Genomic DNA, 26,713 nt, shown 5'->3' on the forward strand with positions numbered 1-26,713 from the left:
AGAGATAAAGTTAAACAAATTTTTTGAAATAGTTCACATTAATCTGAGTATAATGTAAACTAGAAATAGTATTATGAAAATGGCTGTGTAGGAGGCAATAAGGTGAAGGAACATTATTATGTTGCCCTTGATATCGGCTCGTCTAGTGTCAAAGTAGTGGTCGGAGAAAAATTTCACAACGGTGTGAATGTTATTGGTACCGGTCAAACCTTCACTGATGGGGTTTCTAAAGGGATGATCAACGATTTTGATCAGGCTAAAAATGCAATTACAGATACAATTAAAAAAGCAAAAATTGCTTCAGGTGTAGATATTGAAGAAGTATTTGTGAAAATTCCAATCGCGGATACTCATATTCACTTTACAGAAGATATTATCCGTTTCGGCGGGGAAGCGACAGAAATTACCGGTGAACATATTGAAGAGCTGCTGGAAAATGTGCGTATGAATGTTCCTGCAACCCAGCAGGAAGTAGTCAGCGTTTATCCGGTATCTTTTATAGTGGACGGTCTGCATGAAGTAAATGATCCAAAAGAAATGATCGCAGAAGAAAGTCTGGCAGTTAAAGCAGGTGTCGTATCTGCAAATCGTACACTGCTTGTTAATATTGTTAAATGTGTTGAAGCGGCAGGCTTAACTATTTTAGATGTGTATTCAGATGCGGTAAATTATCAGCATGTGCTGACAGACGCTGAAGTTGAACTCGGCGCCGTTGTTATCGATATTGGCCTCGACTTAACGCAGTTCGCTTACTATGAACGCGGTTCTTTAAAATATGCGAACAGCATAGGGCTTGCTGGCCGCGATATTACCCTAGATTTAGTCGATGAATTTAATACGACTTACGATGAAGCGGATCAGGCGAAAGAACAGTACGGCCATGCATTTTTCGATCTCGCAAGCGATGATGAGAAAATGATGCTGCAGCAGAATGACTCGAGAGAACCTGCTGAAGTAACTTCAAAAGACCTCGCAGATGTTATTGAGCTTGTGGTTGAAGATGCCTTTATGGGCGTTTTTGAAGACCTTGCAGCAAACGGTGTAAATAATGTGCAGGGCGGCTTTGTGCTGACCGGCGGAACAGCAAATATCCGCGGTGTTAAAGAATTGATGCAGGATCTGGTTGCAGAAAAAGTCAGAGTTCATATACCGAATCAGATGGGTGCAAGAAAACCTGAATTCACAAGTGCAATCTCCGTGTTATCAAGCGGAATAATGTTTGATGAGTTACTGGAATATGTTACAATTGATAATTATGATGACTATCCAGAAACATACTCACACAATACAGTGAACGATGAACAGGAAGCACAGCCTGCAAACTTCTTTACGGGACTGTTTGCAAAACGTAAAGAAGAGAATGAGCTTCAGGTCAATCGGGATGAGGATCATGATGAAGTTTCATACGAAGATGATTATAACTATCCTGATGAAGACGGCGGTGAAGAATCACAGGCTGAAGATGATGCTGCCGATGAAGAATACGAAGATTACACTTATGATGACGCCGATAACCGTTCTGAACGTTCCGATAAAGAACCGAAAGAGCAAGGCGATTTAGGCAGTAAAATTAAAAAAGTATTTAAAAATTTATTTGAGTAGAAGTACATTTGGGAGGAAAGATTAATGTTAGAATTTGAACAAGGTTTCAATCACATGGCGACGTTAAAAGTTATCGGTGTTGGCGGCGGCGGTAATAATGCTGTTAACCGTATGATTGAGGACGGCATGTCCAACGTTGAATTCATTGCTATTAACACTGATGGGCAGGCTTTAAATTTATCAAAAGCCGAGTCAAGAATCCAAATTGGTGAAAAATTAACACGCGGTTTAGGTGCCGGGGCAAATCCCGATATCGGTAAAAAAGCTGCCGAAGAATCACGCGAACAAATCGAAGACGCTATCCAGGGTGCGGACATGGTGTTCGTTACAGCGGGTATGGGCGGCGGAACAGGTACTGGCGCAGCACCGGTCGTTGCCAAAATCGCTAAAGAAATGGGAGCACTCACTGTAGGTGTTGTAACGCGCCCGTTCGGTTTTGAAGGAAGAAAGAGACAAACACAAGCTGCTGCTGGTGTTGAACAGATGAAGGCAGCTGTCGATACTCTGATTATTATCCCAAATGATCGCTTATTAGATATCGTAGATAAATCTACACCGATGATGGAAGCATTTAAAGAAGCTGATAACGTTCTGCGCCAAGGTGTTCAGGGTATCTCTGACCTTATCGCTGTAAGCGGTGAAGTAAACCTTGACTTCGCAGACGTTAAGACTATTATGCAGAACCAGGGTTCTGCCTTAATGGGTATCGGGATTTCAGCTGGCGAAAACCGCGCAGTTGAAGCAGCTAAAAAAGCAATTTCAAGCCCGCTCTTGGAAACGTCAATCGTTGGAGCACAGGGTGTTCTGATGAATATTACAGGCGGAGAATCGCTGTCGCTCTTTGAAGCGCAGGAAGCAGCAGACATCGTTCAGGATGCAGCGGACGAAGATGTTAATATGATTTTCGGTACTGTTATCAATCCTGAACTTGAAGATGAAATTGTAATTACTGTAATTGCTACAGGATTCAATGAGAAAACACTTCAGCGTTCTGCTGACAGACCTTCTGAGCAGCCTGAACAGAATAATTCACGCGGCGGAGGCAGCAATTTTAATCAGCCGCCGGCATATAACTCAAGAGATATTGCCGAAGATGAAGGGTTCTCCCGTGAGCCGGACAGATTTGATGCCCGTCCACAGGAAGAGCCTGATGTTCCGACTTTCCTTAAAGGAAACAGTTCGAGAAGAGAAAGACGCAGAAGATAAATTTTGTGCATTGTATATATCGGAGATATTGGCGACCCAATATCTCCTTTATTTTATAGGCGGGAGATAATTTGAATAATAATTGCTTTAAAACGCATAAATATTTCGTCGGAGATAATTCAGATGAGCTGACTTTCGGCTACACGATGAGGCACGGCGGACAGAGTTCTTATCCGAAAAACAGCTTTAATATGGCGCTCTATATCGGTGACAAAGTCAAAAATGTCCATAGCCATCAGAAGAAACTTGCTGAAGAAATCGATTTTCCTGTAAGTTCATGGGTACTGCCGATACAAAAACACGGCGGCAATATTAAAGAAGTGACGAAAAGAGACAGAGGTACAAATGCTGAGGAACTCGGCGACAGTCTCTATGATGTAGACGGTTTATATACTTATGACACCGGTGTACTTTTAACAATGAATTATGCCGACTGTATTCCTGTATACGTTTACAGCGTATCAGATAGCTTTTTGGGACTTGCGCATGCAGGCTGGAGAGGCACTGCAAAAAAAATTACGGCGAAGCTGATTGACTGCTACAGAGGCAGTAAAAAAGACCTGAGGGTAATTATCGGTGTCGGTATTAACCAGAAGTACTACGAAGTGGACGATAAGGTAATCGATGCGTTGAAACCATTGCCGGAAAGTTCTTATGAACAGACTAAATCCGGCTGGCAGCTCAATTTAAAAGATGCAAATAGACATCAGGCAAGAGCTGCCGGAATTGATGAAGAAAATATAAGCGTGACCGGTCTCGGAACTGAAGCGGATGAATTCTTCTCCTTCCGGCTGGAAGAAGGCCAAACCGGCCGGGCACTGGCTTTTATCGGGAGGCGTAATAATGATTAAGGAAAACTACGAACAGATAAAAAACGAAGTCGGCGAAGATGTTAACATTATCGCCGTCACTAAATATCATACTGTTGAAGAAACACTTAAAGCATATGAAGCTGGTGTCAGACATTTCGGTGAAAACCGCATTGAAGGGTTTATCGAAAAGCGCACAGCGCTGCCGGCAGATGCTGAAGTGCATTTTATCGGCACAATGCAGTCGAGAAAAGTTAAAGAAGTCATCGGTGATCTTCATTATCTTCATTCGCTGGAACGCGAAAGCGTAGCGAAAAAAATTGAACAGGCAGGCATGCATGTTGTAAACTGTTTTATACAGGTAAATATTTCTGATGAAACTTCAAAACATGGTTTGAAACCGGAAGAAGTTGAAGGTTTTATTGAGAAACTTAAAGCTTACAAATATGTTAAAGTCATCGGTTTAATGACTATGGCGCCGAACACTGAAGATATTTCAATTATTGAAAACACATTTAAAGGATTAAAGAAGCTGCGTGAAAATATCGCAGAAAATTATCCTGAAGTAAAAGAACTCAGCATGGGTATGAGCAATGATTATCCGATTGCAGTTAGAAATGGTGCAACATACATACGAATCGGGAGTAAAATTATGGGGAGCTAGGTGAAAAAAATGGCTATTACTAAGTTTATAAAAGATTTATTTGTCGTTGAAGAAGAAGTCCCTGTGAATGATAAGAAGGCAGAACAGGCGAAAACACCAGCGAAAGTCACAAATCTTAATACGAGTAAACAACCGAATAGCCGTCAAAAAGAGGCGGCACCTAAAAAAGCAGCACAGAGCAGCAAGAAACTGATTGGTTCGAAACAAGGGGGACAAAAACCCGCGGCAAAAACAAAAGTGCAGAACAAACAGCAGGAACAAAAGAAAGTTAACCAACCACAAAGCAGGGAGAATCGTACAATGCCTGTAAATGATCAGAATACAAAAGTATGTTTATTTGAACCGAGAGTATTTGCAGAAACACAGGATATTGCCGATGAGCTGAAAAGCAACCGTGCAGCACTTGTCAATCTGAATAAAATTGATTCGGTTCCAAAAAAGCGCATCGTGGACTTTTTAAGCGGAACAGTTTATGCTTTAGAAGGCGATATACAAAAAGTCGGTGCGGATATTTTTCTCTGCACGCCAAACAGTTTTGGTGTTGAAGGTGAAATCTCCGATAAAGAAGAGTTTTTCGATGAAATGTAAGGAGAGTTAGTTTGGATAATTCATTACTTGTCACAATATTACTGTATATCTGGCAGTTTTTTAACTTCGTCTGGCCGATTTTTACATGGGGATTAATTATTTATATACTATCCTCATGGTTCCCGGCACTGCGTGAGTCATCTTTCGGAAACTTTTTAGGAAGAGTTTACGAGCCGCTGCTGGAACCTTTCAGACGTATGATTCCTCCGCTTGGCGGAGTATTGGATTTATCACCGATAATTTTAATTATTATATTAAATTTATTCGGCAGAGGTATGCACGAAATATTCAGAGTCCTTATAACATGGGCTGCATAAACGGAGATATTGGTTCAGCCAATATCTCCATTATTTATTAAGGTGTGATTTTTATGAAAGGTGTCTACCAGCATTTCAGACCCGAAGAACGGGAGATGCTGACATTGTTGAATAGTAAATTTGAGCAGGCTTCAAATAATTTTTACGCTGTGCTGACCGATTTCTTAAATCCGCGGGAACAAAAAATGATTGAAAGTTTAAGCGGGCAGTATCCGGATATTACAGTTCATTACTACGGGGGCGGTAACAAGGCTGAACGCGAACGTTTACGGGCCATACTGCTGCCGGAATACTTCGACTACTCTCCTGACGATTTTGAAATTACTGTGTTTGAAGTATCCTATCCCGATAAATTTGTGACCTTGTCCCACCGCAATCTGCTGGGCGCGATTATGAGCATCGGAGTCGATCGTTCGGTTATCGGCGATATAGTGAACGGTGAAAAAATACAATTCGCAGTAGCTTGCCCTTTTAAAGAGCTCTTTAAAACAGAACTCACAAAAATTAAAAATGCACCGCTTAAATTAACTGAAATACCTCACAGTGAATTTATCGATGCTGCTGTAACCATGAAGCCTGTCACCGTCCTCAGTTCCTCATACCGGCTCGATTCTATCGTTTCGCTCGTCTTAAAAGAGGGAAGAGCAAAGTCTAAAGAACGAGTTGAAAAAGAAAAGGTTAAAGTGAATCATTCGATAGTCGATGAACCTTCGTTTATAATAGAAACTGGAGATATTATCTCAGTTCGAGGATTTGGCCGTTTTACCGTAACGGAGCAGATCGCACAAACGAAAAAAGGAAAGTACCGGCTCGAAGTCATGATAGTAACTGATAATTGAGGTGAACGGATTGAAAAGAGAAGAAATAACTAAGAAAAAGTTTTCGACAGTCTACCGCGGACTTGATGAACAGGCAGTCAGACAGCATTTAACAGAAGTTGCAGACGAACTGGATAAAAAAGATGCGCGTATTGCCCAGCTGGAAGAAATGCTTAACGAACGCGAAGAAAACTTAAACAGCTTCAAAAGTGTAGAGTCTTCTATACAGGAAGCTATTCTAAGTGCTGCGAAAGCGGGCGATGATATTAAACAGCGCGCACAAAATTACAGCGACAGCATTATCCAGAAAGCTGAAACAGAAGGCGAGCAGATTGTGAGCCGGGCGAGAGAACGTGAAAATCATATGCTGCAGCATAATGAAGATTTAAAACGCCAGGCAAAAATTTTCAGGGCGCGCTATAAAATGCTGGTGCAGGCGCAGCTGGATCTTCTGGAGACAGAAGACTGGGAAAGATTGCTGGAGTTTGACGGCGGAGAATCCGAAAAATAGCAAATTTACATTGACGGATTGTAAGATATTTAGCATAATTAAGATGTATTATTAGACATGCAAACTTTCATTTGAATGCAGCGACCGGGGGATGGTGCGAGCCCCGGCGGGAATGGACGATTTGAAATCACTAATGATTTATAAAATATAAGTAAACGAAGTGGACTCTAAGCAGTCAAGAAGGGTGGTACCGCGGTCATTCGCCCCTTAACATGCTTAGGGTCTTTTTATTATTAAAAAGGAGAATCATTATGGACTATAAAGACACTCTGTTAATGCCGAAAACAGCATTTAAAATGCGCGGCGGCTTAGTTAACAAAGAACCAAAAATGCAGCAGCACTGGGAAGATATCGATCTTTACAAGAAAAAACTGGAATTAAACAAAGGCAACACACCTTATGTACTCCACGACGGACCTCCGTATGCCAACGGCAATCTGCACATGGGACACGCGCTGAATAAAATCATTAAAGATATTATTAACCGCAACAAGCAGATGCAGGGCTATTACACGCCTTACGTTCCCGGCTGGGATACTCACGGTCTCCCTATTGAGCAGGCGCTGACCAATAAAGGTGTCGACCGCAAATCAATGTCTATTGAAGAATTCAGAAATAAATGTATCGAATTTGCCAACTCGCAGATTGACATTCAGCGCGACGGCTTTAAACGCATGGGTATCGATGGTGAATGGGATAATCCTTATTTAACTTACAAGCCTGAATTTGAGGCATCACAGGTGCGCGTCTTAAAAGACATGGTCGCAAAAGGGTTAATCTACAAAGGTAAAAAACCGATTTACTGGTCTCCGACGAGTGAATCTTCACTTGCTGAAGCGGAACTGGAATACCAGGATAAAAAGTCCCCATCCATTTACGTGTCATTTAAAGTAAAAGACGGCAAAGATGTTGTAGATTCAGGTGTTAAATTTGTCATCTGGACAACAACACCGTGGACAATTCCGTCGAACCTGGCACTCGCTGTTCATAAAAATTTAAATTACGTTCAGTTCAGCTATGAAGGCGAAGAATTTATCGTGGCGGAAGACCTGCTTGATACCTTCGCTGACGAAGTGGAATTCGACAAAGATAAAATTACCCGTACGAAAGAATTTAAAGGTTCGGAACTTGAATATATTACAGCTGAGCATCCGTTATTCGACCGTGAAAGTTTAGTCGTCTTAGGCGACCACGTTACAACTGAAGCGGGTACCGGTGTTGTTCATACAGCTCCGGGTCACGGGGACGATGACTTTAAAGTTGGTCAGCAGTATGGTCTGGATGTACTAAGCCCTGTCGATGATAAAGGTGTCTTCACTGAAGAAGCAGGCAAATATGCCGGCCTGTTTTACGATGATGCAAACAAAGTGATCTCTGAAGATCTGAAAGAAGCGGGCGCATTATTAAAACTGTCATTCTACACTCACTCGTATCCGCATGACTGGCGGACGAAGAAACCTGTAATCTTCCGTGCCACACCACAGTGGTTTGCTTCAATTGAAGGTGTCCGCAAAGATATTCTAAACGCCTTGATGGATACAAAATTCCAGGTGGAATGGAACCGTAAACGCATGTACAACATGATTAAAAACCGCGGAGATTGGGTTATTTCACGCCAGCGCGTATGGGGTGTGCCATTACCATTCTTCTACGGAGAAAACGGCGAAGAAATTATCGACGCTGATGTACTTGAACATGTAGCGTCACTGTTTGAAAAACACGGTTCAAACATTTGGTTTGAGTGGGATGCGAAAGACTTATTACCGGAAGGTTACACTCATGAAAGTGCACCTAACGGAGAGTTTACAAAAGAGACAGATATTATGGACGTCTGGTTCGACTCAGGTTCAACACACCGGGGAGTGCTGGATTACAGAGATTATCTGACTTATCCTGCAGATCTTTACTTTGAAGGTTCCGACCAGTACCGCGGATGGTTCAACTCATCACTGATTACAAGTGTCGCAACAAAAGGCCACTCGCCGTATAAAGAGCTGCTGTCACACGGATTTGTAATGGACGGCCAGGGCAAGAAGATGTCGAAATCTCTCGGCAATGTTATTCTGCCGACGAAAGTAATGCAGCAGATGGGTGCTGATATTATCCGTCTTTGGGTAATGTCATCTGACTTCGAGGAGGATGTTCGTGTATCTGACGATATCTTAAAACAAGTTTCCGAAGTGTACCGCAAAATCCGCAACACATTCAGATTCCTGCTCGGTAACGTCAACGACTTTAACCCGGCCGAAAATAACGTAGCATACGAAGACTTATATGAAGTCGATAAATATATGTACAACCGTTTTAACGAACTGAAAACCTTTATGCTGGATGCATACGAACGCTACGATTATGTAACGATGTACCAGACTGTACAGAACTTTATCAACGTTGACCTGTCGAACTTCTATCTCGATTACGGCAAGGATATACTTTATATCGAAAAAGAAGATGCACCGATCAGACGCAGTCTGCAAACAGTACTTTATAAAATTCTGAAAGAATTAAATCTGATTCTTGCGCCTGTTTTAGTTCACACTGCTGAAGAAATTTATGAGCATACACCGCACACTGATAAAGAAAGTGTTCACCTTGAGCATTATCCTGAAAGAGAAGAAACAGATGGTGAACTCATTCAGAAATGGCAGAAATTCATGATGGTCCGCGATGACGTCTACAAAGCGCTTGAAACTGCCCGCAATGAAAAAGTCATCGGTAAATCACTCGATGCAAAAGTGACACTGACACAGCCTGCAGACTTTAATCTGGATGATATCCGCGGCAATCTTGAGCAGTTCTTTATCGTGTCGCAGGTTGAAGTGGCTGATGAAATTGCTGACGGTACAGAATACGATGTTGTTACAGTAAAAGTTGAACACGCTGACGGCGAACGCTGCGAGCGCTGCTGGAACTATTCGACAGCTGACGCGCTGGTAAACGGGGAAGACGATATTTGCCCGCGCTGCCGCGAAGTTGTGGATGCACAGTAAGCGATGAAACAATACAGAATATTACCAATGGCACTCGTCGGCATAATTATTCTGGCAATCGATCAGCTGACCAAGTTTCTGGTGGCGTCACGGATGGAGCTCGGAGAATCCATTCCCGTGCTCGGGGAGTATTTTAAAATTACATCCCACCGCAACAGCGGCGCTGCCTGGGGAATGTTTGAAGGACGCATGGCGTTCTTCTACATCATTACCCTTGTAGTCCTTGTATTTTTATTCTACTTTTACAAAACGGAAGCGAAGAATAATCTCTTGATGCAAGTTGGAATAACACTCTTGATGGCTGGCGCGCTTGGCAACTTTATCGACCGTCTGTTATTTCAGGAAGTTGTGGATTTTTTTGATGTACTGCTTATCACTTATGATTTCCCTATTTTTAATGTGGCGGACAGTGCCCTTACAATCGGCGTGATTCTATTGTTAATCGAAGTATTTATAACGGGAAGAGGTAAAGAAGAAAAATGAATTTAATTATAACTGAAGAACATGCAGGCGAAAGACTGGATACGGTCCTTGCAGGCGTTGTCGAAAATACATCCCGTACAGACATACAAAATCGCGTAAAGTCGGGGCATATTACAGTGAACGGCAAAACGGTAAAACCGAATTATAAAGTAAAAAAGGACGACAGAATCGAACTGCTTGAACGTGAAAATGTTGAAGCGGATATTGTGCCTGAAAACTTAAATCTCGATATCGTCTATGAAGATGACGATGTTGCTGTTGTCAACAAGGACCGCGGCATGGTTGTACATCCCGCAGCTGGGCATGCGTCAGGCACACTCGTTAACGGCCTGATGGACCAGCTTGATAACCTGTCCGGTATTAACGGAGAGCTGCGTCCGGGCATCGTGCACCGTATCGATAAAGATACTTCAGGCCTTTTGATGGTCGCGAAAAACGATGTGGCGCACCGCCATTTAGTCGAACAGCTTGTTGAAAAATCAGTAACTAGAAAATACACGGCGCTTGTGCATGGTGTCATTCCGCATAACCTCGGCACAATCGAGGCGCCTATCGGCCGCAACCCGAAAGAACGCCAGGATATGGCTGTTGTCGATGAAGGTAAAGATGCGGTTACACACTTTAACGTGCTTGAGCGTTTCGATAATTTTACGCTGGTCGAATGCATTCTCGAAACAGGCCGGACACACCAGATTAGAGTTCACATGAAATATATCGGCTACCCGCTTGCTGGGGATCCGAAATATGGACCGAGGAAAACTCTGGATGTCGGCGGGCAGCTGCTGCATGCAGGTGTACTCGGGTTTACTCACCCGAAAACAGGGGAACGGATGGAGTTTAAAAAAGAACTTCCAAAATATTTCACCGATGTACTCGATGAAATGCGTCTATCAGAAAAATAAATAACTGCTTGACTTAAAATAAAGCGGTTGGTATGATAATTTCAATCAATTAAATACGAAGTCTTTAAATTTTAGTCCAGTGAGGCTGAGAAGACGTGAATTGTGCATATGAAAAAATAAGCCGGGCCGGAATGGGCGGCTTATATACTAAGCTGTGCGCAAAATATAGAATAACTATATACTCATGTCTTCTGGCATGAGTATTTTTTTATGCAAAAAAATGGAGGAATTAGCAATGACAGCAAAAACAATTATGGACAGTGCACAAATTAAACGGGCTGTGACACGTATGTCACACGAAATTTTGGAAAAACATAAAGGCAGTGATAATATCGTGCTGCTCGGCATCAAAACGCGCGGAGAGCATCTCGCACTCCGCATCCAGGAACGAATAGAGGAAATAGAAGGTGTTAAACTTCCGGCCGGGACTATAGATATCAGCGGCTATAGAGATGACCGCCCGGAAGATGTCAAAGCGGATAATGCAGTAGCCGTCGATAGTGACTTTACGAATAAGAGCGTTGTAATTGTCGATGATGTGCTGGAAACAGGACGGACTATCAGAGCAGCCATCGACGCAATACTCAACACGGCGAGGCCGACGACTATATCACTCGCAATACTCGTCGACAGAGGTCACCGGGAACTGCCAATCAGACCAGATTACATCGGGAAAAATATTCCGACATCGAAAACAGAAAAAGTATCGGTGAAAGTAGAAGAGATTGATGGGGAAACAAGCGTTACTATATTTTAAATAAAAAGGGGATTGGCAGATGGCAAAGTTTGAAGATGAAATTTTTAAACGCAGTGTGGAACCTGAACTCGATGTACATGACAGACCGAAATTTTTTCAAGGGCTGCTCTTAAGCTCACAGCACTTGTTTGCAATGTTCGGCGCGACTGTGCTGGTGCCCTTTCTGACAGGACTGCCGGTAAGTGCAGCTTTGATTGCAAGCGGTATCGGAACCCTGCTGTATATCCTGATTACAAAGGGCCAGATTCCGGCTTACCTCGGTTCAAGCTTTGCTTTCATACTTCCGATTACGATCGCCCTCGGTGCGAACTCGCTTGGGGAAGTTTTAACAGCGCTGTTCTTCAGCGGGGTGCTGTACGTTGTAATCGGTCTCGCCATCCGGCTTGCCGGCACAGGATGGATTATCGCACTCCTCCCGCCGATAGTCGTCGGGCCGGTCATTACGGTTATCGGCCTCGGCCTCGCACCGGTAGCAGTGGATATGGCTATGTATACAGATTCCGGCAACCAGGAAGGCTACAGCATGACCTACATTACAGTTGCACTGATTACACTCGCGATAACGATACTTGCTTCAATCTTCTTAAAAGGTGTACTCGGGTTAATTCCTATCTTAATCGGAATTATCGGAGGGTACATCTCAGCTTTAATGTTCGGCATTGTAGATCTCGAGCTGATTAAGAGCACGGGCTGGTTTGTCCTGCCGGACTTGTATATCCCATATCAGGATTACATTCCGGCAATGAACATTGGCCTCTTCATGGTCATGCTGCCAATCGTTTTCGTGACAATTTCCGAGCATATCGGCCACCAGATGGTTATTAACAAAATTGTCGGCCGCAACTTCTTTAAAAAACCGGGGCTTCACCGCTCGATTATCGGTGACGGTGTAGCGACGATGTTCGCAAGCACAATCGGCGGCCCGCCGACAACGACTTACGGTGAAAACATCGGTGTTCTTGCCATCACGAGAATTTTCAGTGTCTGGGTCATCGGCGGAGCGGCAGTACTTGCAGTCATACTCGGCTTTGTCGGTAAATTTACGGCTGTCGTCCAGAGCATCCCGTCACCGGTTATGGGCGGTGTGTCGATTCTGCTGTTTGGTATTATCGCATCAAGCGGCCTCCGGATGCTGGTCGACGCAAAAGTTGATTTTGATAACAAACGCAATCTGGTTATCGCATCTGTGATTTTAGTCATCGGAATCGGTAAAGCACATTTAGACTTCACGATAGGCAATATTCCATTCAATCTTGAAGGAATGGCACTCGCTGCAGTAGCAGGAATTATTCTAAATCTAATTTTACCAAAGAGGGAGACGGACTGAATGAAAAACTTATTATCTATGGAACATGTTACGCCTGAGGAAATCGAAGCTTTAATTACGAGAGCAATCGATATTAAATACGGCAGGCCGGTAATGAAGCTGAACGATAAAACAGTTGTTAACCTGTTTTATGAAAACTCGACGCGGACCAAACTGAGCTTTGAGATGGCGGAGAAAAATCTTAACATTGAAAGACTGCCTTTCGATGTATCGACGAGTTCGGTCTCTAAAGGAGAGTCGCTTTACGACACATGCAAAACACTCCAGGCAATCGGTGCAGATGCCCTTGTCGTCAGGCATCCGGATAATAAGTATTACGAAAACCTCAAAGATCTTAATATTCCAATTATTAACGGCGGCGACGGCAGCGGGTCGCACCCGACACAATCCCTGCTCGATATGATGACAATTTATGAAAATTTAGGTCAGATTTGCGGACTTAAAATAGCAATTGTCGGAGATATTAAACATTCACGTGTGGCAAAGAGCAATGCACAGGCACTGACGAAGATGGGTGCTGAAGTATACTTTTCAGGTCCACGTGAACTGCAGGATAATACGCTCGGCATACCGCATATCAGTATTGACGAAGCGGTGGAGATCTGCGACGTTATTATGCTGCTCCGCGTTCAGCACGAACGTCATGAATCATACTCAGAAATGCCGAAAGAAGAATATAATGCACTATACGGCATGAACAAAGCGCGCATGAATAACATGAAGCGGCACGCCCTGATTATGCATCCGGCACCGATTAACCGCAATGTTGAAATTACAGATGAAGTTGTTGAAGGCGAAAAAAGTGTTATTTTTGAACAGATGACAAACGGCGTATTTATGCGCATGAGTATCTTAGAATCAGTACTTGACGGAGAAGGGGGCAACAAGCATGCTTTTGAAAAACGCTACGCTGTTACTCAATAATAAAGAAAAAATATCAGACGTTTACATTCAAGACGGTAAAATTGCTGAAATCGGCGAGAATCTTACTTCAGAGGGAGAAGTTATCGATTGTACGGGCCTGCTTTTGACTCCGGGCCTCGTCGATGTTCATGTCCACCTGAGAGAACCTGGATTCGAACATAAAGAAACAATTGAGTCAGGAACAAAAGCTGCTGCCCGCGGCGGATTTACAACAATCTGTCCAATGCCGAATACGGATCCGATTATCGATACACCTGAAATACTCCGCGATTTAAAGCGGAGAATTAAAGAAGATGCGGTCATAAAAGTGCTGCCCTACGTGTCGATTACGACAGGATTGAAAGGCGAGGAGCTCGTGGACTTTAAGAGCTTACAAGCTGAGGGCGCCTTCGCTTTTACAGACGACGGTGTCGGTGTACAGAGCGCGGACATGATGTACCGTGCCATGCAGGCAGCATCAAAGCTGGATATGGCAATCGTTGCTCACACAGAAGAAAATACGCTGATATACGGCGGAGCAATTCACGAAGGGAAGACGAGTGAAAAACTTGGTATTAAAGGAATTCCTGCGATTACGGAATCGACGCAGATCGCACGTGACGTGCTGCTCGCTGAAGCGGCGGACTGTCATTACCATGTCTGCCACGTCTCGACGAAAGAAAGCGTCAGAGTAATCCGGGACGCGAAACGCGCGGGAATTAAAGTAACAGCAGAAGTGACACCGCATCACTTAGTGCTGGATGAAAATGATATAAAAGAAAAAGACCCGAACTTTAAAATGAATCCGCCGCTCCGCGGCTCGGATGACAGGGCAGCGCTCATTGAAGGGCTTCTTGACGGGACGCTCGACTTTATCGCGACAGACCATGCTCCGCATCATGAAGATGAAAAGGCAACGGGCATTGAAACGGCACCGTTTGGTATTGTCGGCATTGAAAATGCCTTCCAGCTGGTGTATACCAAGCTTGTTAAAACGGGCGTATTCACCCTGCAGCAGGTTATCGACTGGATGACGGTTAAGCCGAGTGAAGTATTTAAGCTCGACAGCGGAACTATAAAAACAGGCAAGGCTGCTGATTTAACGCTGATAGACTTAAACCGCGAATATACACTCGACAAAAATGAGTTTTTATCGAAAGCAAAGAATACACCGTTTCACGGTGATAGGCTGACAAGCGATATCGTTATGACAATTGCTGACGGAAAAATTGTGTACAACAATAAGTAAACAGGGGTGCTGACATGCTGCAACTTGCAACCGCAATAAAAAAATCAGAAATTGCCGATAATATTTTTGAACTGGTATTGAAAACGGAGCTTCATAAATATACGCTCCGTCCGGGACAGTTTGTTCATGTGAGAGTATCGAAGTCGACTGAACATGTATTGCGCCGTCCAATTTCGATTTCCAATATTGATTATGACAATAATGAAATTACGATTGTCTTCAGAGCAGAGGGAGCGGGGACAAGAAAGCTTGCGGAAATTAATGAAGGAGAAACTCTGGATCTCCTGATGCCGCTCGGCAACGGTTACGATATCACTGCAGCGGCAGGCGGCAGCCACGTACTAATTGTCGGCGGGGGCATCGGTGTGCCGCCCCTGTATGAGCTGTCAAAACAGCTGAAGGAACGCGGTGTGAAAACGACACATGTGCTCGGCTTTAACAGCAAAAAAGATGTCTTTTACGAAGCAGAGTTTAAAAATCTCGGTGAGACATATATTGCGACAGCTGACGGCACATACGGTTCAGCAGGCTTTGTTACAGATGTTATTCAAAAACTCGGCACTGATTTCAATCAATTTTACGCATGCGGTCCGAAAGTAATGCTGAAGGTTTTAGATGAGACCATGCCGATGGACGGTTTTATTTCCTTGGAAGAACGCATGGGCTGCGGTTTTGGAGTGTGTTATGCCTGCGTCTGCGAAACTAAAGCAGGCGGTCATCTTAAAATTTGTACGGATGGTCCCGTATTTGAAAAAGGAGCGGTTGTACTGTGACAGACAAATTACACATTTCCCTGCCCGGCCTGGATTTAAAAAATCCGGTCATGCCGGCATCGGGATGTTTCAGTTTTGGCAGAGAATTTTCACAGCTGTATGATTTGTCTGAACTCGGTGCAATTATGATTAAAGCTGCGACTGAAGAAACGAGAATGGGCAACAAAACACCGCGGGTTGCTGAAACATCGAGCGGCATGCTGAATGCTATCGGACTCGAGAATCCGGGAGTTGATCACATTATCGCTAATGAACTTAAATTCCTTGAGCAGTTTGATGTGCCGGTTATTGCCAATGTCGCTGGAACTAAAATTGAAGATTATGTTGAAGTGGCGAGAAAAATATCCAGAGCACCGAACGTCAGCGCGCTCGAATTAAATATTTCATGTCCGAATGTTAAAGCGGGCGGTATTCAGTTCGGCACTGATCCTGGAACAGCCAAGCGCCTGACAGCGGCAGTTAAAGAAGCAAGTGCGAAACCGGTGTACGTCAAACTGTCACCGAATGTGACGAACATAGTTAAGATGGCAAAAAGTGTCTCGGGAGAAGCAGACGGCCTCACAATGATTAACACGCTGGTCGGTATGCGGCTCGATAATTACGGCCGTCCGATTCTCTCGAACACGACGGGGGGACTCAGCGGACCGGCAATTAAACCTGTTGCTTTGAATATGGTGTATCAGGTCAGGCAGGCCTTGCCGGATATTCCGATTATCGGCATGGGCGGCATTGCATCTGTCGATGATGTACTGGACTTTATCAGCGTTGGAGCAGATGCAGTGGCAGTCGGCACGATGAACTTTACGAACCCTTATATTTGCAAGGAACTGATTGAGGGGCTTGAAAGAAAAGTAACAGAAGAAAAGTTAGTGCACATTCACGATATAAAAGGACGTGCTTTTCTTTAACACATTAGGAGGAGTTTTAAGATGGCAGCGAAACCGATTATTGCTTTAGATTTCAGTACATACGAAGAGGCGAAAACATTTTTAGCCGGCTTCGATGAAAAACTGTACGTTAAAATTGGCATGGAGTTATATATGCAGAGCGGACCGGCAATTATAGATGTAATTAAAGCATACGGCCACGATGTTTTTCTGGACTTAAAATTACATGATATCCCGACGACAGTGGAACGCACGATGTCGGTGCTCGGTAAACTCAATGTGGATATGGTTAATGTGCATGCAGCAGGCGGTTTTGATATGATGCAGCGGGCGGCAGCGGCGTTTAGAAAAGAAAATGCAGCGGGTAAAATTATCGCGGTAACACAGCTGACGAGTAAGGATGAACAAACGATGCAGCAGGAACAAAAGACTCATCTGTCCTTAACCGACAGCGTGCTTCACTATGCAAAACTTGCTTATAAAGCGGGACTCGACGGAGTGGTGTCATCACCGCTTGAGAGCCGGATGATTCACAATGAAATTTCTCCAGATTTCTTAACGGTAACACCGGGTATAAGATTTTCGGAAAACAACAGCGATGATCAGGTCCGTGTAGTCACGCCGGAAAAAGCGAAAATGCTCGGTTCCGATTACATCGTTGTCGGCCGTCCGATTACACAAAGTGACCAGCCTCTTTTGGCATATCGCGAAATTAAACGATTATGGGAGGGAGAATAATATGTATTCATCAGTTGCGCATACACTGCTCGATATCGATGCGGTAAAACTGTCGCCGTCAGAACCATTTACCTGGGCGAGCGGGATAAAATCTCCAATTTACTGCGATAACAGACAAATACTCGGAGATGTTGAAGCACACCGCAAGGTAATTCAGCTGCTGATTGAAGAACTGGGTAAATTTGGCGAAACTGATATTATCACGGGCACAGCAACTGCCGGAATTCCGCATGCGACGCTGATAGCCGACCGTCTCGGCAAACCGTCGGCCTACGTCCGCGGCAGCAAGAAAGCTCACGGCACGGCGCGCCAGATAGAGGGCGCTGCAGTTGCAGGCAAACGCGTTATCGTGATTGAAGATTTAATTTCAACAGGAGGCTCCAGTCTGAACGCTGTAGAAGTACTCCGGGCAGACGGCGCCGAAGTATTAGGTGTCGCTGCGATATTTTCCTACGGTATTGAAGGTGCGTCACAGAAATTCGCAGAAGCCGGATGCGCCTGTACAGTACTGTGCGATCTGGACACGCTGCTCGGTGTGGCAGAAGAACGCGGGGTGCTGGATACAGCAGGTGCTCAGGCAGTGCGTACATTCCGCGACGGCTTATAAGATATGGAGAAACCCGGCAAATCATTGCGATTTGCCGGGTTTCCACTTATTATTCTTTCTTCATTTGTTTAACTTTTTCAGGATCGGGGTCGACCAGTACGGTCGCCTGCTCGCTGTAGGTGACGAAACCGGGTTTTGTGCCCGGAATATTTTTAACGTGTTTGATTTCGGTATAGTCGACGGGCACCCCTGCTGACTGGCCGGCTTTCGAGTGGAAAGCCGCGAGCATAGCCGCTTCTAAAATATCGTCTTCGGATATATCGGAAGCATTGTGTGCAATGACCACGTGGGATCCCGGGATGTCTTTCGTGTGGAACCACAGATGATTGTTCTGTGCTTTCCGGTTGGTTAAATAATCATTCTGCTTGTTGTTCTTGCCGACAAAAACCGGCAGACCGTTCGATGTTTCAAATTCGTGCAGCTGAATTTTATTTACTTTCTTTTTCTTCTTGCCGCGTTTCCGCTCTTTAATAATTTTCTCTTCAATTAATTCCTGACGCACTTCTTCGACTTCATCTTCTGTCGTAATATTTTCCATCTGATGCAGCAGGTTGCTGAAGTATTCCACATCCATATGAGCAAGGCGCAGCTGTTCTTCCGCAACTTTTTCACGGTTTTTCAATTTGTTGTACATATTGTAGTAGCGCTGGGCGTTCTCAGCGGGTGAGAGCTGTTTATCGAGCGGAATTTTTATTTCTTCATTTGTATAGTAATCCATCACGACAGCCGACTCCTGGTAATTCTTTATGCTGTGCATATACGCAGTAATCAGTTCGCCGTATTTCTGATACTTATCTTTTTCGGCGGCTTCCTGTAAATCCGCTTCAAGATTGGCAATTTTCCGTACGGTCTTATCGTGTTCCCGTTCAATGACCTGTAAATAATCCGACGATTTCTGGCGGATGGCGCTGATCTGGTATCGGCGGTGATAATATTCATCGAGCAGTTCACTGAGAGTGCCGTAGACCTTATCCGGCTCACCCAGATGTTCGAGCGGCGTAAAGTAAAAGACCGGCTTCTTCAAATCGTAATATACCGGCTGAATATTACGAGCCTTCACCAGTGTCTCTTTAATTGCCGGGACGATATTATCGGATTTGAAATATTTAACGCGGGATTCCACTTCATCGATAAAGACCGGGCTGAAACCTTCAATATTTGCTAAGATCTGCCGCTTCAGCTTGCCTGCATTAAAATCGATAAACTTCGGCAGATCGTTCAGCTCTTCAGTTCTCGGATTTAATTTTCTGCCTGTCGGCGGCCCTTCATAGGTGAAGCCCGGCATAATCGTCCTTACGTTGTTATTCGGCGTCAGATGTTTAATGCCGTCGATAATTTTATAGTTTTCATCTGTTAAAATAATATTTGAATGCCGCCCCATAATTTCGAGTATCAGTATCCGTTCAATATCATCACCGATATCGTTAATGGCACGTATATGAATATGCACCTGGCGGTCGTTGCCAAGCTGCTTAATTTCCGTAATAAAACCGCCTTCGATATGTTTTCTTAAAATACGGGAAAACATCGGCGGATCAAAAGGGAATTCATATTTCTGCTCCGTCAGATGAAAGCGGGCGTACATCGGATGGCTGCTTATGAGCAGCTGATGATTTTTTCCCTCTGCGCGCATTTTAAACAGGAGAGATGAATTATCCATCTGCTGAATTTTATTTATTTTACCGCGCACTAAAAATTGCAGCTCTTCTGTGAGGGCGTGTGTAAAATTTCCGTCAAAAGCCATGGCGTATCCTCCTCAAAATGATTACATATTATTTTATCATGAATGCGGATTTAATGTCCGCTTTAATGATGAAATTTTGTGCAATCTATGGTACATTAAGAAGTAATCAAAATTAGAAAGGTTACATTCTATGGTATCTGATAAAGGATTGCTCATCGTTCTCTCTGGACCTTCGGGAGTCGGAAAAGGCACTGTTCGCAAAGCTGTTTTCGATCACCCAGAGACGAATTTTAAATATTCAATTTCTATGACAACAAGACAGAAACGAGAAGGCGAACGTGATGGCATAGATTACTTTTTCAAGTCGCACGAAGAATTTAAAACGCTGATTGAACAGGATAAATTCATCGAGTACGCTGAATACGTAGGAAATTACTATGGCACGCCGGTAGATTACGTTAAAGATACAATTGCAGATGGACACGATGTCTTTCTCGAAATTGAAGTCGAAGGTGCGAAACAGGTCAGGGAAAAATTCCCGGATGCTTTATTTATCTTTCTGGCTCCGCCGACACTGGCACAGCTGGAAGAGCGTCTAATCGGCCGCGGTACGGATTCACAAGAAGTGATTGATCACCGTATTAAAGAAGCGAGACGCGAACTCAGCCTGATGAACTTATACGACTATGTTGTAATCAATGATGATGTCGATACGGCGCGCCAGAAAATACAGTGCATCGTTGAAGCGAGTCATCTCGAGCGTTCCCGCGTAGAAAACAAGTTAAGAAAACTTTTACTGGAGGCAAATAATTAATGTTATACCCAGCTGGTCATGAACTTAAAAAGCATGTCGATTCAAAGTATCTGGTAGTTACGATGGCGGCAAAACGTGCAAGACAATTACAGGAACATCCGGAAGATGCACTCCTTGATTCATACAGATCAAAAACAAATGTCGGTTATTCTCTTGAAGAGATTGCAGCCGGCAAAGTTACTGTACAAAAATAAAAGAGATATAATGATGCTGACAAGAAATTGTCAGCTTTTTTTAAAGAGGTGATTAATTTGGCAAATATTGTCCTCGGAGTTACAGGAGGCATTGCAAGTTATAAAGCAATTGATTTAACGAGCAAACTCATTCAGTCCGGCCATGAAGTCCGCGTTGTTTTGACAGATAACACGCTCGAGTTCGTGACGCCGCTCGCTTTTCAGGCCATCAGCAGAAATCACGTTTATACTAATACTTTTTTAGAAGAAAACCCAAGTCATATTGCACATATTAATATCGGGGAGTGGGCAGACCTTATCGCAGTAGTGCCGGTCACAGCCAACACCATCGGCAAATTTGCGAACGGCATCTACGATAATATGTTGTTAAATGTTCTCGCAGCCAATACGAAACCCGTCTTAATGGCGCCTGCCATGAACGTTCATATGCTGCACCAGCCGTCTGTCCAGGAAAACATCGACAGGCTCCGAAGCCAGGGTGTGGAGTTTATCGACTCGGAAACAGGTTTTCTCGCCTGCGGCTACAATGCAAAAGGACGCCTTGCGTCAGTGCCGGATGTTATGGAGAAAATTAATGACATGCTGAACGAAAGCCGCGAGCTGGAAGGTAAACGTGTGCTCGTTACAGCGGGGCCGACGAGGGAGCGTCTTGACCCGATCCGTTACCTGTCCAATTTTTCAAGCGGGAAAATGGGCTACAGTATAGCAGACAGCTTTAAACGCCGCGGCGCTGAAGTAATCCTCGTCAGCGGACCGACAAACCTGCCGGCTCCAGCGGGTGTGACACGCATCGATGTGGAATCGACGGCAGAAATGTTTGAAGCGGTTAAAGCACATTTGACTGCAGATATCGGCATCTTTACTGCAGCGGTCTCGGACTTTACAGTTAAAGATAAAAGCAGCCAGAAAATTAAAAAACAAGCGGACAAAGCGCCGGTTATCGAATTGACGGAAACACAGGACATTTTAAAATATGCCGGTCATAACAGTGAAGATATGTATGTTGTCGGCTTTGCAGCGGAGACGGAAAATGTCGGAGCTTATGCAGAATCGAAGCTCAAAACAAAGAATGCGGATGCGATTATTATGAATGATGTGTCGGATACGTCAATCGGCATGAACAGCGATGATAACGAAGTGACCATTATTTTTAAAGACGGCAGCAGAGTGCCGCTCGCTAAAATGCCCAAAACCGCACTTGCCGAAAAGATCACAGATGCCGTTCTTGACAAGGTGATGCACTGATGTTTGCAGCAGTAATCGTCGGAGTGAACTCGAAGGATGTCAACCGGCTCTTCGACTATAAAATACCGGACCGCCTCACGGATGTTATTAAGCCGGGACACCGTGTCTTCGTTCCGTTCGGCCCGAGACATGTGCAGGCTTACGTGATGAGCATTCACGAGGACAGCGATGTGCCGGCGGACAAAGTTAAAGAAATCGTTAAGGTCATGGACCTCGAGCCTGTTTTGACGGATGAACTGATCGAACTTTCAAAACAGCTGGCAAATTATTATATCGAACCGTATATTTCTGTTATCGAAACCATTCTGCCGGTCGCTTTGAAAACAAAATCAAAAAAAGTGCTGCTGCTTGATGATACAGCTTCAGGAGAGGCGAAATTTATTTATGACAGCTATTCGGTGAACGGCGAACTCGAAACGAAGAGTCTGCCGGCAAGGGATCTTGCAGAACTCATGCCTTATATTGAAACAGGCGAGATTTATGAAGATATTCAGATTAAACAGCATACAAAGAAAAAAGTTCAAAAAGGAGTGCGCTCCTTATTTTTAAATAAAGCACCGCTTGAACGCGCACCGAAACAGTTCGAAGCACTGCAGATCATTGAGGATTACAAGGAGCCGGTCCTGCTTAGAGAGCTGAAGGCGCAGGGCTACTCAGAAGCAGTCGTCCGCGAACTCGAGAAAAAAGGCTATGTTGAAAAACTCGATATGGTTGTTGAACGCGATCCGTATGAATCAGCGGTATTTGAAGCTGATTATGAAAAGAAATTGACCAGCGAACAGGCAGCTGCCTTTAACAGTATTAATGCGGCGCTTAACGATCAGAATAATGAGACCTTCCTTTTGCACGGCATTACAGGCAGCGGAAAAACAGAAGTGTATCTGCAGCTTATTCAGACGGCGCTTGATAACCACCGGGATGCTATTATGCTGGTGCCAGAAATCGCACTGACCCCGCAAATGGTCAACAGATTTAAAGCGCGTTTCGGCGATGATGTTGCCGTGCTTCACTCGGCTTTGTCGCACGGTGAAAAATACGATGAATGGCGTAAAATTCAAAGCGGCCGTGCCCGCGTCTCAGTCGGAGCACGTTCATCTGTATTTGCACCCTTTAAAAATATCGGCATCATTATTATCGATGAAGAACATGAAACGACGTACAAACAGTCGGAACGGCCGATGTACCATGCAGCGGAAGTGGCGAAACTGCGTGCGGCATTTCATAATTGCCCCGTCGTCCTCGGTTCTGCCACCCCTTCACTTGAATCCTACGCACGGAGTTCAAAGGGCGTCTATAAACGTTTTGAACTGACGCACCGGCCGGGTATGCAGCCTATGCCAAGAGCAGAGATTGTCGATATGAGCGACGAACACAAAGACGGCAACTCGGGAATTTTATCGAGGAAGCTTGAAGCGGCTATACAGGACAGGATAGAAAAAGGCGAGCAGACCGTGCTGCTGTTAAACCGGAGAGGGTTTGCGAACTTCCAGATCTGCCAGAATTGCGGCCATGTGCCGAATTGTCCGAACTGTGATATTTCACTCACATATCATAAAAACAACAGCAGTCTGCTCTGCCACTACTGCAGCTATGAAGAGCAGGTTACGCGTAAATGTGCAGACTGCGGTTCCAATGATGTCACCTTCAGAGGAACGGGTACTCAAAAAGTTGAAGAAATTTTACGAGACACCTTTAATGTTGATATTATCAGGATGGATGTTGACACGACTCAGCGTAAAGGCGCTCATGAGCAGCTGCTTAACCGCTTTGAAGCGGACAAAGTGCCGATACTTCTCGGCACGCAGATGATTGCCAAAGGACTCGACTATCCGAACGTGACCCTGGTCGGCGTGCTGAATGCAGACACCATGTTAAACCTCCCTGACTTCCGGGCGAATGAACGGACCTTTCAGCTTCTGACTCAGGTGGCAGGACGCACCGGCCGGCACGAGCTGCCGGGCGAAGTGATATTCCAGACTTATAACCCGGAGCACTACGCGATTACGCTTGCGATGGATAATGACTACCGCGGCTTTTATGAAAAAGAAATGCAATTTCGTAAATTTGCACGTTATTCGCCTTACTATTTCCACATTCTGTTTACTATTTCAGCGGAACGTATTCAGGATTGTCTTCAGGCGACGACGGATATTCACAAAACACTGGTTGAAAATGTCAGTGAAAGCTGTATTATTATCGGCCCGTCACCGAGTCCGATTGAAAGAATTAAAAACAAAAACAGATTCCAGATTCTGTTGAAATATAAACGCGAACCGGAACTTAAAGCAGTTCTCGATGCGCTCGATGAAAAATATACACAAATTTATAAAAAGACAGGATTGTCTTTAAAAATTGATGTCGATCCACAATATATTATGTAGGAGATTTAATATGACTAAAATTATCTTTATGGGTACGCCGGATTTTTCTGTACCGATACTAAAAGAACTTCATAAAGAATACGGCGTCGACCTGGTAATTTCTCAGCCGGCAAGACCCGTCGGACGAAAAAAAGTAATGACGGATCCGCCGGTCGCACTTGCGGCAAAATTGCTCGGCATCGAACTGTATCAGCCTGAAACGATGAAGAGCGAAGAAGCGTTCAGCATTGTTTCAGACCTTCAGCCCGACCTGATTATTACAGCAGCTTTCGGCCAGCTGCTCCCTGAAAATATTTTAAATATACCGGTGCTCGGTGCGCTGAACGTCCACGCCTCACTGCTGCCGAAACACCGCGGCGGCGCACCGATTCACCGTGCGGTCATTAACGGGGACGATGAAACAGGTGTGACGCTTATGTATATGGCGAAAAAACTCGATGCGGGGGATATTATTGCCTCGAGGAGCATTAAAATCGAAGACTCCGACAACACGGGAACTATGTTCGACAAACTGAGCAGAGTCGGCGCTTCGCTCCTCATGGATACATTGCCTGCAATTCTCGATGAAACGAACGAGCGCACACCTCAAAATGACCTTGATGCGACCTTCAGCCCGAATATTTTAAAAAGCGATGAAGTTATCAGTTTTAATAAACCAGCACGCGAAGTCTTTAATCATATCCGCGGTCTCGCACCGTGGCCGGTAGGACATACAATGCTCGGTGACCAACGCCTCAAATTATTTTCAGCGGAGCTGACGAATCAGCGGACGGATAAAGAACCGGGCACGATTACCGGTAAAAGCGACTCAGGTTTTCTGGTTGCAGCCGCCGATGAACTCGTGAATATTACGGAAGTTCAGCTCGCCGGCAAGAAGAAAAATAAGGCGCTTGATTTTATTAACAATAACAGTGATTTAATCGGCAGGAAACTGGGTGAAGATATATGACAGTGAGAGCACTGGCACTTGAATTATATGAAGAAGTCATCGACAACAAAGCATACAGCAATATCGTGCTGAACGATGCCTTAAGATTTGAAGAACTGAAGCCCGAAGATAAGGGGCTGCTGACAGAAATTCTCTACGGCACACTGCAGCACAAATTGACTTTGGAGTACTACATCAGACCATTTATTAAAACGAAACTGCGCCGCTGGCAGCGGTATCTGCTGCTCTTGTCTGTTTATCAGCTGGAATATCTCGACCGCGTGCCGGACTTTGCGGTCATTAATGAAGCGGTGGAAATTGCCAAAGAACGCGGCGGACTGCAGGCAGGAAAACAGATTAACGGAATCCTCCGCGGCTATTTGCGCGGCGAAAAACCTGTTATCGATGATATTCAAAATGATGCAGCGCGCCTGTCTTTAAAATACAGCATGCCGAAATGGCTGGTTAAACACTGGTTTAAACATTACAGCCTCGAAGAAACAGAGCGTATGCTTTCATCGCTTAATGAAAAGCCCCAGATGTATCTCAGAGTCAATAAAAAACTCGTCGGCAGAGATAACTTAATAGAAATGCTGAAGACAGAAGGATACGATGTCAGAGAATCAAGCCTGCATCCGGATGCGATTGAGTTTAACGGGCAGAATATTACACACAGCCGCAGTTATAAGGACGGTTTTTTTGCGATTCAGGACGTTTCATCGATGTTTGTCAATCTGGCACTGGAACCGGATGACGATGACAATATTCTCGATGCCTGCAGCGCGCCGGGCGGCAAGGGGCTGCATGCGCTTGAATCAATGGAAGACGGTTTTGTCTCGCTCGGTGATGTACACGAACATAAAATTACACTGATTGATAATGAAGCATCACGCTTAAAGCATGCGAATTACGATGCCTTTGTTGCAGATGCAGCGCGCCATGATTACGGACAGCAGTTTGACCGGATTATCGTCGATGCCCCGTGTTCGGGCCTCGGGGTAGTGAAAAGAAAACCTGAAATTAAATACGAACGAAATGAAGAAAGCATTAACGAATTAGTTGAATTACAGCTTGAAATTTTAGATAATGTTAAAAAATATTTAAAACCGGGCGGCGTCTTAATTTACTCGACCTGCACGATTCATCAGCTGGAAAATGAAAATGTTGCATATACATTTAAAAAGCGTCATGAAGATATTGAATTCGATGATTTTAATATTCCGGCCTTTAACTTTACGGGACCATACAGACAGATCCTTCCGTATGAACATCAAACCGACGGCTTTTTCATTGCAAGATTTAAAAAATCTGACAGCAAGTGACGGATAGGAGGCTT

At 44.4% G+C, this 26,713-nt stretch carries 25 protein-coding genes and 1 pseudogene; 25 read left to right on the top strand and 1 reads right to left on the bottom strand.

What is annotated here, in order from left to right:
• Window positions 1-102 precede the first annotated feature (102 nt).
• The 19 genes and pseudogenes from ftsA to pyrE all read left to right on the top strand — a co-directional run bounded on the left by ftsA (window position 103) and on the right by pyrE (window position 18,131).
• Window positions 103-1,602 (top strand): cell division protein FtsA, encoded by a 1,500-nt coding sequence (gene ftsA, locus MHH58_RS04440; RefSeq protein ID WP_135095750.1) that lies wholly within the window; start codon window positions 103-105, stop codon window positions 1,600-1,602.
• 24 nt (window positions 1,603-1,626) lie between these two features.
• Window positions 1,627-2,574, top strand: a pseudogene (ftsZ, locus tag MHH58_RS04445) (cell division protein FtsZ); the annotation flags it as partial.
• Between the two features lie 305 nt (window positions 2,575-2,879).
• Window positions 2,880-3,659 carry a polyphenol oxidase family protein gene (locus MHH58_RS04450; protein WP_228063365.1) on the top strand — a complete coding sequence of 260 codons (780 nt, stop codon included), beginning with the start codon at window positions 2,880-2,882 and terminating at the stop codon, window positions 3,657-3,659.
• Window positions 3,652-4,281, top strand: coding sequence for a YggS family pyridoxal phosphate-dependent enzyme (locus MHH58_RS04455; RefSeq protein ID WP_341345138.1), 630 nt, complete (start codon window positions 3,652-3,654; stop codon window positions 4,279-4,281). Before MHH58_RS04450 ends, MHH58_RS04455 begins: the two co-directional genes overlap by 8 nt.
• Window positions 4,282-4,290: 9 nt before the next feature.
• The gene (gene sepF / locus MHH58_RS04460; RefSeq protein ID WP_341345139.1) at window positions 4,291-4,869 is read left to right on the top strand and encodes a cell division protein SepF; all 579 of its coding nucleotides are present in this window, start codon (window positions 4,291-4,293) and stop codon (window positions 4,867-4,869) included.
• Between the two features lie 11 nt (window positions 4,870-4,880).
• On the top strand, window positions 4,881-5,186 hold the full coding sequence (locus MHH58_RS04465; protein WP_115885726.1) for a YggT family protein: 306 nt from the start codon (window positions 4,881-4,883) through the stop codon (window positions 5,184-5,186).
• Window positions 5,187-5,239: 53 nt separating this feature from the next.
• On the top strand, window positions 5,240-6,025 hold the full coding sequence (locus MHH58_RS04470) for a YlmH family RNA-binding protein (RefSeq protein ID WP_341345140.1): 786 nt from the start codon (window positions 5,240-5,242) through the stop codon (window positions 6,023-6,025).
• A 10-nt stretch (window positions 6,026-6,035) separates the two neighbouring features.
• Window positions 6,036-6,515 carry a DivIVA domain-containing protein gene (locus MHH58_RS04475; RefSeq protein WP_115885728.1) on the top strand — a complete coding sequence of 160 codons (480 nt, stop codon included), beginning with the start codon at window positions 6,036-6,038 and terminating at the stop codon, window positions 6,513-6,515.
• 251 nt (window positions 6,516-6,766) lie between these two features.
• Window positions 6,767-9,505 (top strand): isoleucine--tRNA ligase, encoded by a 2,739-nt coding sequence (gene ileS / locus MHH58_RS04480; RefSeq protein WP_341345141.1) that lies wholly within the window; start codon window positions 6,767-6,769, stop codon window positions 9,503-9,505.
• Between the two features lie 3 nt (window positions 9,506-9,508).
• Window positions 9,509-9,988: a signal peptidase II gene (lspA, locus tag MHH58_RS04485; RefSeq protein WP_115885730.1), complete on the top strand. Its 480-nt coding sequence runs from the start codon at window positions 9,509-9,511 to the stop codon at window positions 9,986-9,988.
• On the top strand, window positions 9,985-10,890 hold the full coding sequence (locus tag MHH58_RS04490; protein WP_341345142.1) for an RluA family pseudouridine synthase: 906 nt from the start codon (window positions 9,985-9,987) through the stop codon (window positions 10,888-10,890). Before lspA ends, MHH58_RS04490 begins: the two co-directional genes overlap by 4 nt.
• 235 nt (window positions 10,891-11,125) lie before the next feature.
• Window positions 11,126-11,647, top strand: a complete 522-nt coding sequence (gene pyrR / locus MHH58_RS04495; RefSeq protein WP_341345143.1) for a bifunctional pyr operon transcriptional regulator/uracil phosphoribosyltransferase PyrR — start codon at window positions 11,126-11,128, stop codon at window positions 11,645-11,647.
• Window positions 11,648-11,666: 19 nt separating this feature from the next.
• Window positions 11,667-12,974 carry a solute carrier family 23 protein gene (locus tag MHH58_RS04500; RefSeq protein ID WP_341345144.1) on the top strand — a complete coding sequence of 436 codons (1,308 nt, stop codon included), beginning with the start codon at window positions 11,667-11,669 and terminating at the stop codon, window positions 12,972-12,974.
• Complete coding sequence (locus tag MHH58_RS04505; RefSeq protein WP_135095732.1) at window positions 12,975-13,898, top strand: aspartate carbamoyltransferase catalytic subunit; 924 nt, start codon at window positions 12,975-12,977, stop codon at window positions 13,896-13,898.
• Window positions 13,864-15,126 (top strand): dihydroorotase, encoded by a 1,263-nt coding sequence (locus tag MHH58_RS04510; protein WP_341345145.1) that lies wholly within the window; start codon window positions 13,864-13,866, stop codon window positions 15,124-15,126. The genes MHH58_RS04505 and MHH58_RS04510 overlap by 35 nt, the downstream gene beginning before the upstream one ends.
• Before the next feature lie 14 nt (window positions 15,127-15,140).
• Window positions 15,141-15,899 carry a dihydroorotate dehydrogenase electron transfer subunit gene (locus MHH58_RS04515; RefSeq protein WP_341345146.1) on the top strand — a complete coding sequence of 253 codons (759 nt, stop codon included), beginning with the start codon at window positions 15,141-15,143 and terminating at the stop codon, window positions 15,897-15,899.
• Window positions 15,896-16,807, top strand: a complete 912-nt coding sequence (locus tag MHH58_RS04520) for a dihydroorotate dehydrogenase (RefSeq protein WP_135095726.1) — start codon at window positions 15,896-15,898, stop codon at window positions 16,805-16,807. Before MHH58_RS04515 ends, MHH58_RS04520 begins: the two co-directional genes overlap by 4 nt.
• Window positions 16,808-16,828: 21 nt before the next feature.
• On the top strand, window positions 16,829-17,524 hold the full coding sequence (gene pyrF / locus MHH58_RS04525) for an orotidine-5'-phosphate decarboxylase (RefSeq protein WP_341345147.1): 696 nt from the start codon (window positions 16,829-16,831) through the stop codon (window positions 17,522-17,524).
• 1 nt (window position 17,525) lies between these two features.
• A complete protein-coding gene (pyrE, locus tag MHH58_RS04530) occupies window positions 17,526-18,131 on the top strand; it encodes an orotate phosphoribosyltransferase (RefSeq protein WP_341345148.1) in 606 nt (201 codons plus the stop codon).
• 49 nt (window positions 18,132-18,180) lie between these two features.
• Here pyrE and MHH58_RS04535 read toward each other — a convergent pair whose 3' ends face one another.
• On the bottom strand, window positions 18,181-19,875 hold the full coding sequence (locus MHH58_RS04535) for an Rqc2 family fibronectin-binding protein (RefSeq protein WP_341345149.1): 1,695 nt from the start codon (window positions 19,873-19,875) through the stop codon (window positions 18,181-18,183).
• A gap of 130 nt (window positions 19,876-20,005) precedes the next feature.
• Between MHH58_RS04535 and gmk the strand changes: the two genes are divergently transcribed.
• Genes gmk through rsmB form a run of 6 tightly spaced genes read left to right on the top strand, consistent with a single transcriptional unit; the run spans window position 20,006 to window position 26,699 of the window.
• Window positions 20,006-20,629: a guanylate kinase gene (gene gmk, locus MHH58_RS04540; protein ID WP_115885740.1), complete on the top strand. Its 624-nt coding sequence runs from the start codon at window positions 20,006-20,008 to the stop codon at window positions 20,627-20,629.
• Window positions 20,629-20,823: a DNA-directed RNA polymerase subunit omega gene (rpoZ, locus tag MHH58_RS04545; protein ID WP_135095718.1), complete on the top strand. Its 195-nt coding sequence runs from the start codon at window positions 20,629-20,631 to the stop codon at window positions 20,821-20,823. The genes gmk and rpoZ overlap by 1 nt, the downstream gene beginning before the upstream one ends.
• Window positions 20,824-20,880: 57 nt before the next feature.
• On the top strand, window positions 20,881-22,068 hold the full coding sequence (gene coaBC / locus MHH58_RS04550) for a bifunctional phosphopantothenoylcysteine decarboxylase/phosphopantothenate--cysteine ligase CoaBC (RefSeq protein ID WP_341345150.1): 1,188 nt from the start codon (window positions 20,881-20,883) through the stop codon (window positions 22,066-22,068).
• Window positions 22,068-24,449 carry a primosomal protein N' gene (priA, locus tag MHH58_RS04555; RefSeq protein ID WP_135095714.1) on the top strand — a complete coding sequence of 794 codons (2,382 nt, stop codon included), beginning with the start codon at window positions 22,068-22,070 and terminating at the stop codon, window positions 24,447-24,449. Before coaBC ends, priA begins: the two co-directional genes overlap by 1 nt.
• 10 nt (window positions 24,450-24,459) lie before the next feature.
• Window positions 24,460-25,398, top strand: a complete 939-nt coding sequence (gene fmt, locus MHH58_RS04560) for a methionyl-tRNA formyltransferase (RefSeq protein WP_341345151.1) — start codon at window positions 24,460-24,462, stop codon at window positions 25,396-25,398.
• Window positions 25,395-26,699, top strand: a complete 1,305-nt coding sequence (gene rsmB, locus MHH58_RS04565) for a 16S rRNA (cytosine(967)-C(5))-methyltransferase RsmB (protein WP_341345152.1) — start codon at window positions 25,395-25,397, stop codon at window positions 26,697-26,699. The genes fmt and rsmB overlap by 4 nt, the downstream gene beginning before the upstream one ends.
• The last annotated feature ends 14 nt before the right edge of the window (window positions 26,700-26,713 follow it).

It is taken from the genome of Jeotgalicoccus sp. FSL K6-3177, from assembly GCF_038050175.1.
In the GTDB taxonomy this organism is placed as follows: Bacteria; Bacillota; Bacilli; order Staphylococcales; family Salinicoccaceae; genus Jeotgalicoccus; species Jeotgalicoccus nanhaiensis.

What these genes read in the sequence shown, in the direction of transcription:
- MHH58_RS04455 (WP_341345138.1), top strand. Translation starts at nt 3,652, where the DNA reads ATGATTAAGGAAAACTACGAACAGATAAAAAACGAAGTCGGCGAAGAT.
- sepF (WP_341345139.1), top strand. Translation starts at nt 4,291, where the DNA reads ATGGCTATTACTAAGTTTATAAAAGATTTATTTGTCGTTGAAGAAGAA.
- MHH58_RS04470 (WP_341345140.1), top strand. Translation starts at nt 5,240, where the DNA reads ATGAAAGGTGTCTACCAGCATTTCAGACCCGAAGAACGGGAGATGCTG.
- ileS (WP_341345141.1), top strand. Translation starts at nt 6,767, where the DNA reads ATGGACTATAAAGACACTCTGTTAATGCCGAAAACAGCATTTAAAATG.
- lspA (WP_115885730.1), top strand. Translation starts at nt 9,509, where the DNA reads ATGAAACAATACAGAATATTACCAATGGCACTCGTCGGCATAATTATT.
- MHH58_RS04490 (WP_341345142.1), top strand. Translation starts at nt 9,985, where the DNA reads ATGAATTTAATTATAACTGAAGAACATGCAGGCGAAAGACTGGATACG.
- pyrR (WP_341345143.1), top strand. Translation starts at nt 11,126, where the DNA reads ATGACAGCAAAAACAATTATGGACAGTGCACAAATTAAACGGGCTGTG.
- MHH58_RS04500 (WP_341345144.1), top strand. Translation starts at nt 11,667, where the DNA reads ATGGCAAAGTTTGAAGATGAAATTTTTAAACGCAGTGTGGAACCTGAA.
- MHH58_RS04505 (WP_135095732.1), top strand. Translation starts at nt 12,975, where the DNA reads ATGAAAAACTTATTATCTATGGAACATGTTACGCCTGAGGAAATCGAA.
- MHH58_RS04510 (WP_341345145.1), top strand. Translation starts at nt 13,864, where the DNA reads ATGCTTTTGAAAAACGCTACGCTGTTACTCAATAATAAAGAAAAAATA.
- MHH58_RS04515 (WP_341345146.1), top strand. Translation starts at nt 15,141, where the DNA reads ATGCTGCAACTTGCAACCGCAATAAAAAAATCAGAAATTGCCGATAAT.
- pyrF (WP_341345147.1), top strand. Translation starts at nt 16,829, where the DNA reads ATGGCAGCGAAACCGATTATTGCTTTAGATTTCAGTACATACGAAGAG.
- pyrE (WP_341345148.1), top strand. Translation starts at nt 17,526, where the DNA reads ATGTATTCATCAGTTGCGCATACACTGCTCGATATCGATGCGGTAAAA.
- MHH58_RS04535 (WP_341345149.1), bottom strand. Translation starts at nt 19,875, where the DNA reads ATGGCTTTTGACGGAAATTTTACACACGCCCTCACAGAAGAGCTGCAA.
- gmk (WP_115885740.1), top strand. Translation starts at nt 20,006, where the DNA reads ATGGTATCTGATAAAGGATTGCTCATCGTTCTCTCTGGACCTTCGGGA.
- rpoZ (WP_135095718.1), top strand. Translation starts at nt 20,629, where the DNA reads ATGTTATACCCAGCTGGTCATGAACTTAAAAAGCATGTCGATTCAAAG.
- priA (WP_135095714.1), top strand. Translation starts at nt 22,068, where the DNA reads ATGTTTGCAGCAGTAATCGTCGGAGTGAACTCGAAGGATGTCAACCGG.
- fmt (WP_341345151.1), top strand. Translation starts at nt 24,460, where the DNA reads ATGACTAAAATTATCTTTATGGGTACGCCGGATTTTTCTGTACCGATA.
- rsmB (WP_341345152.1), top strand. Translation starts at nt 25,395, where the DNA reads ATGACAGTGAGAGCACTGGCACTTGAATTATATGAAGAAGTCATCGAC.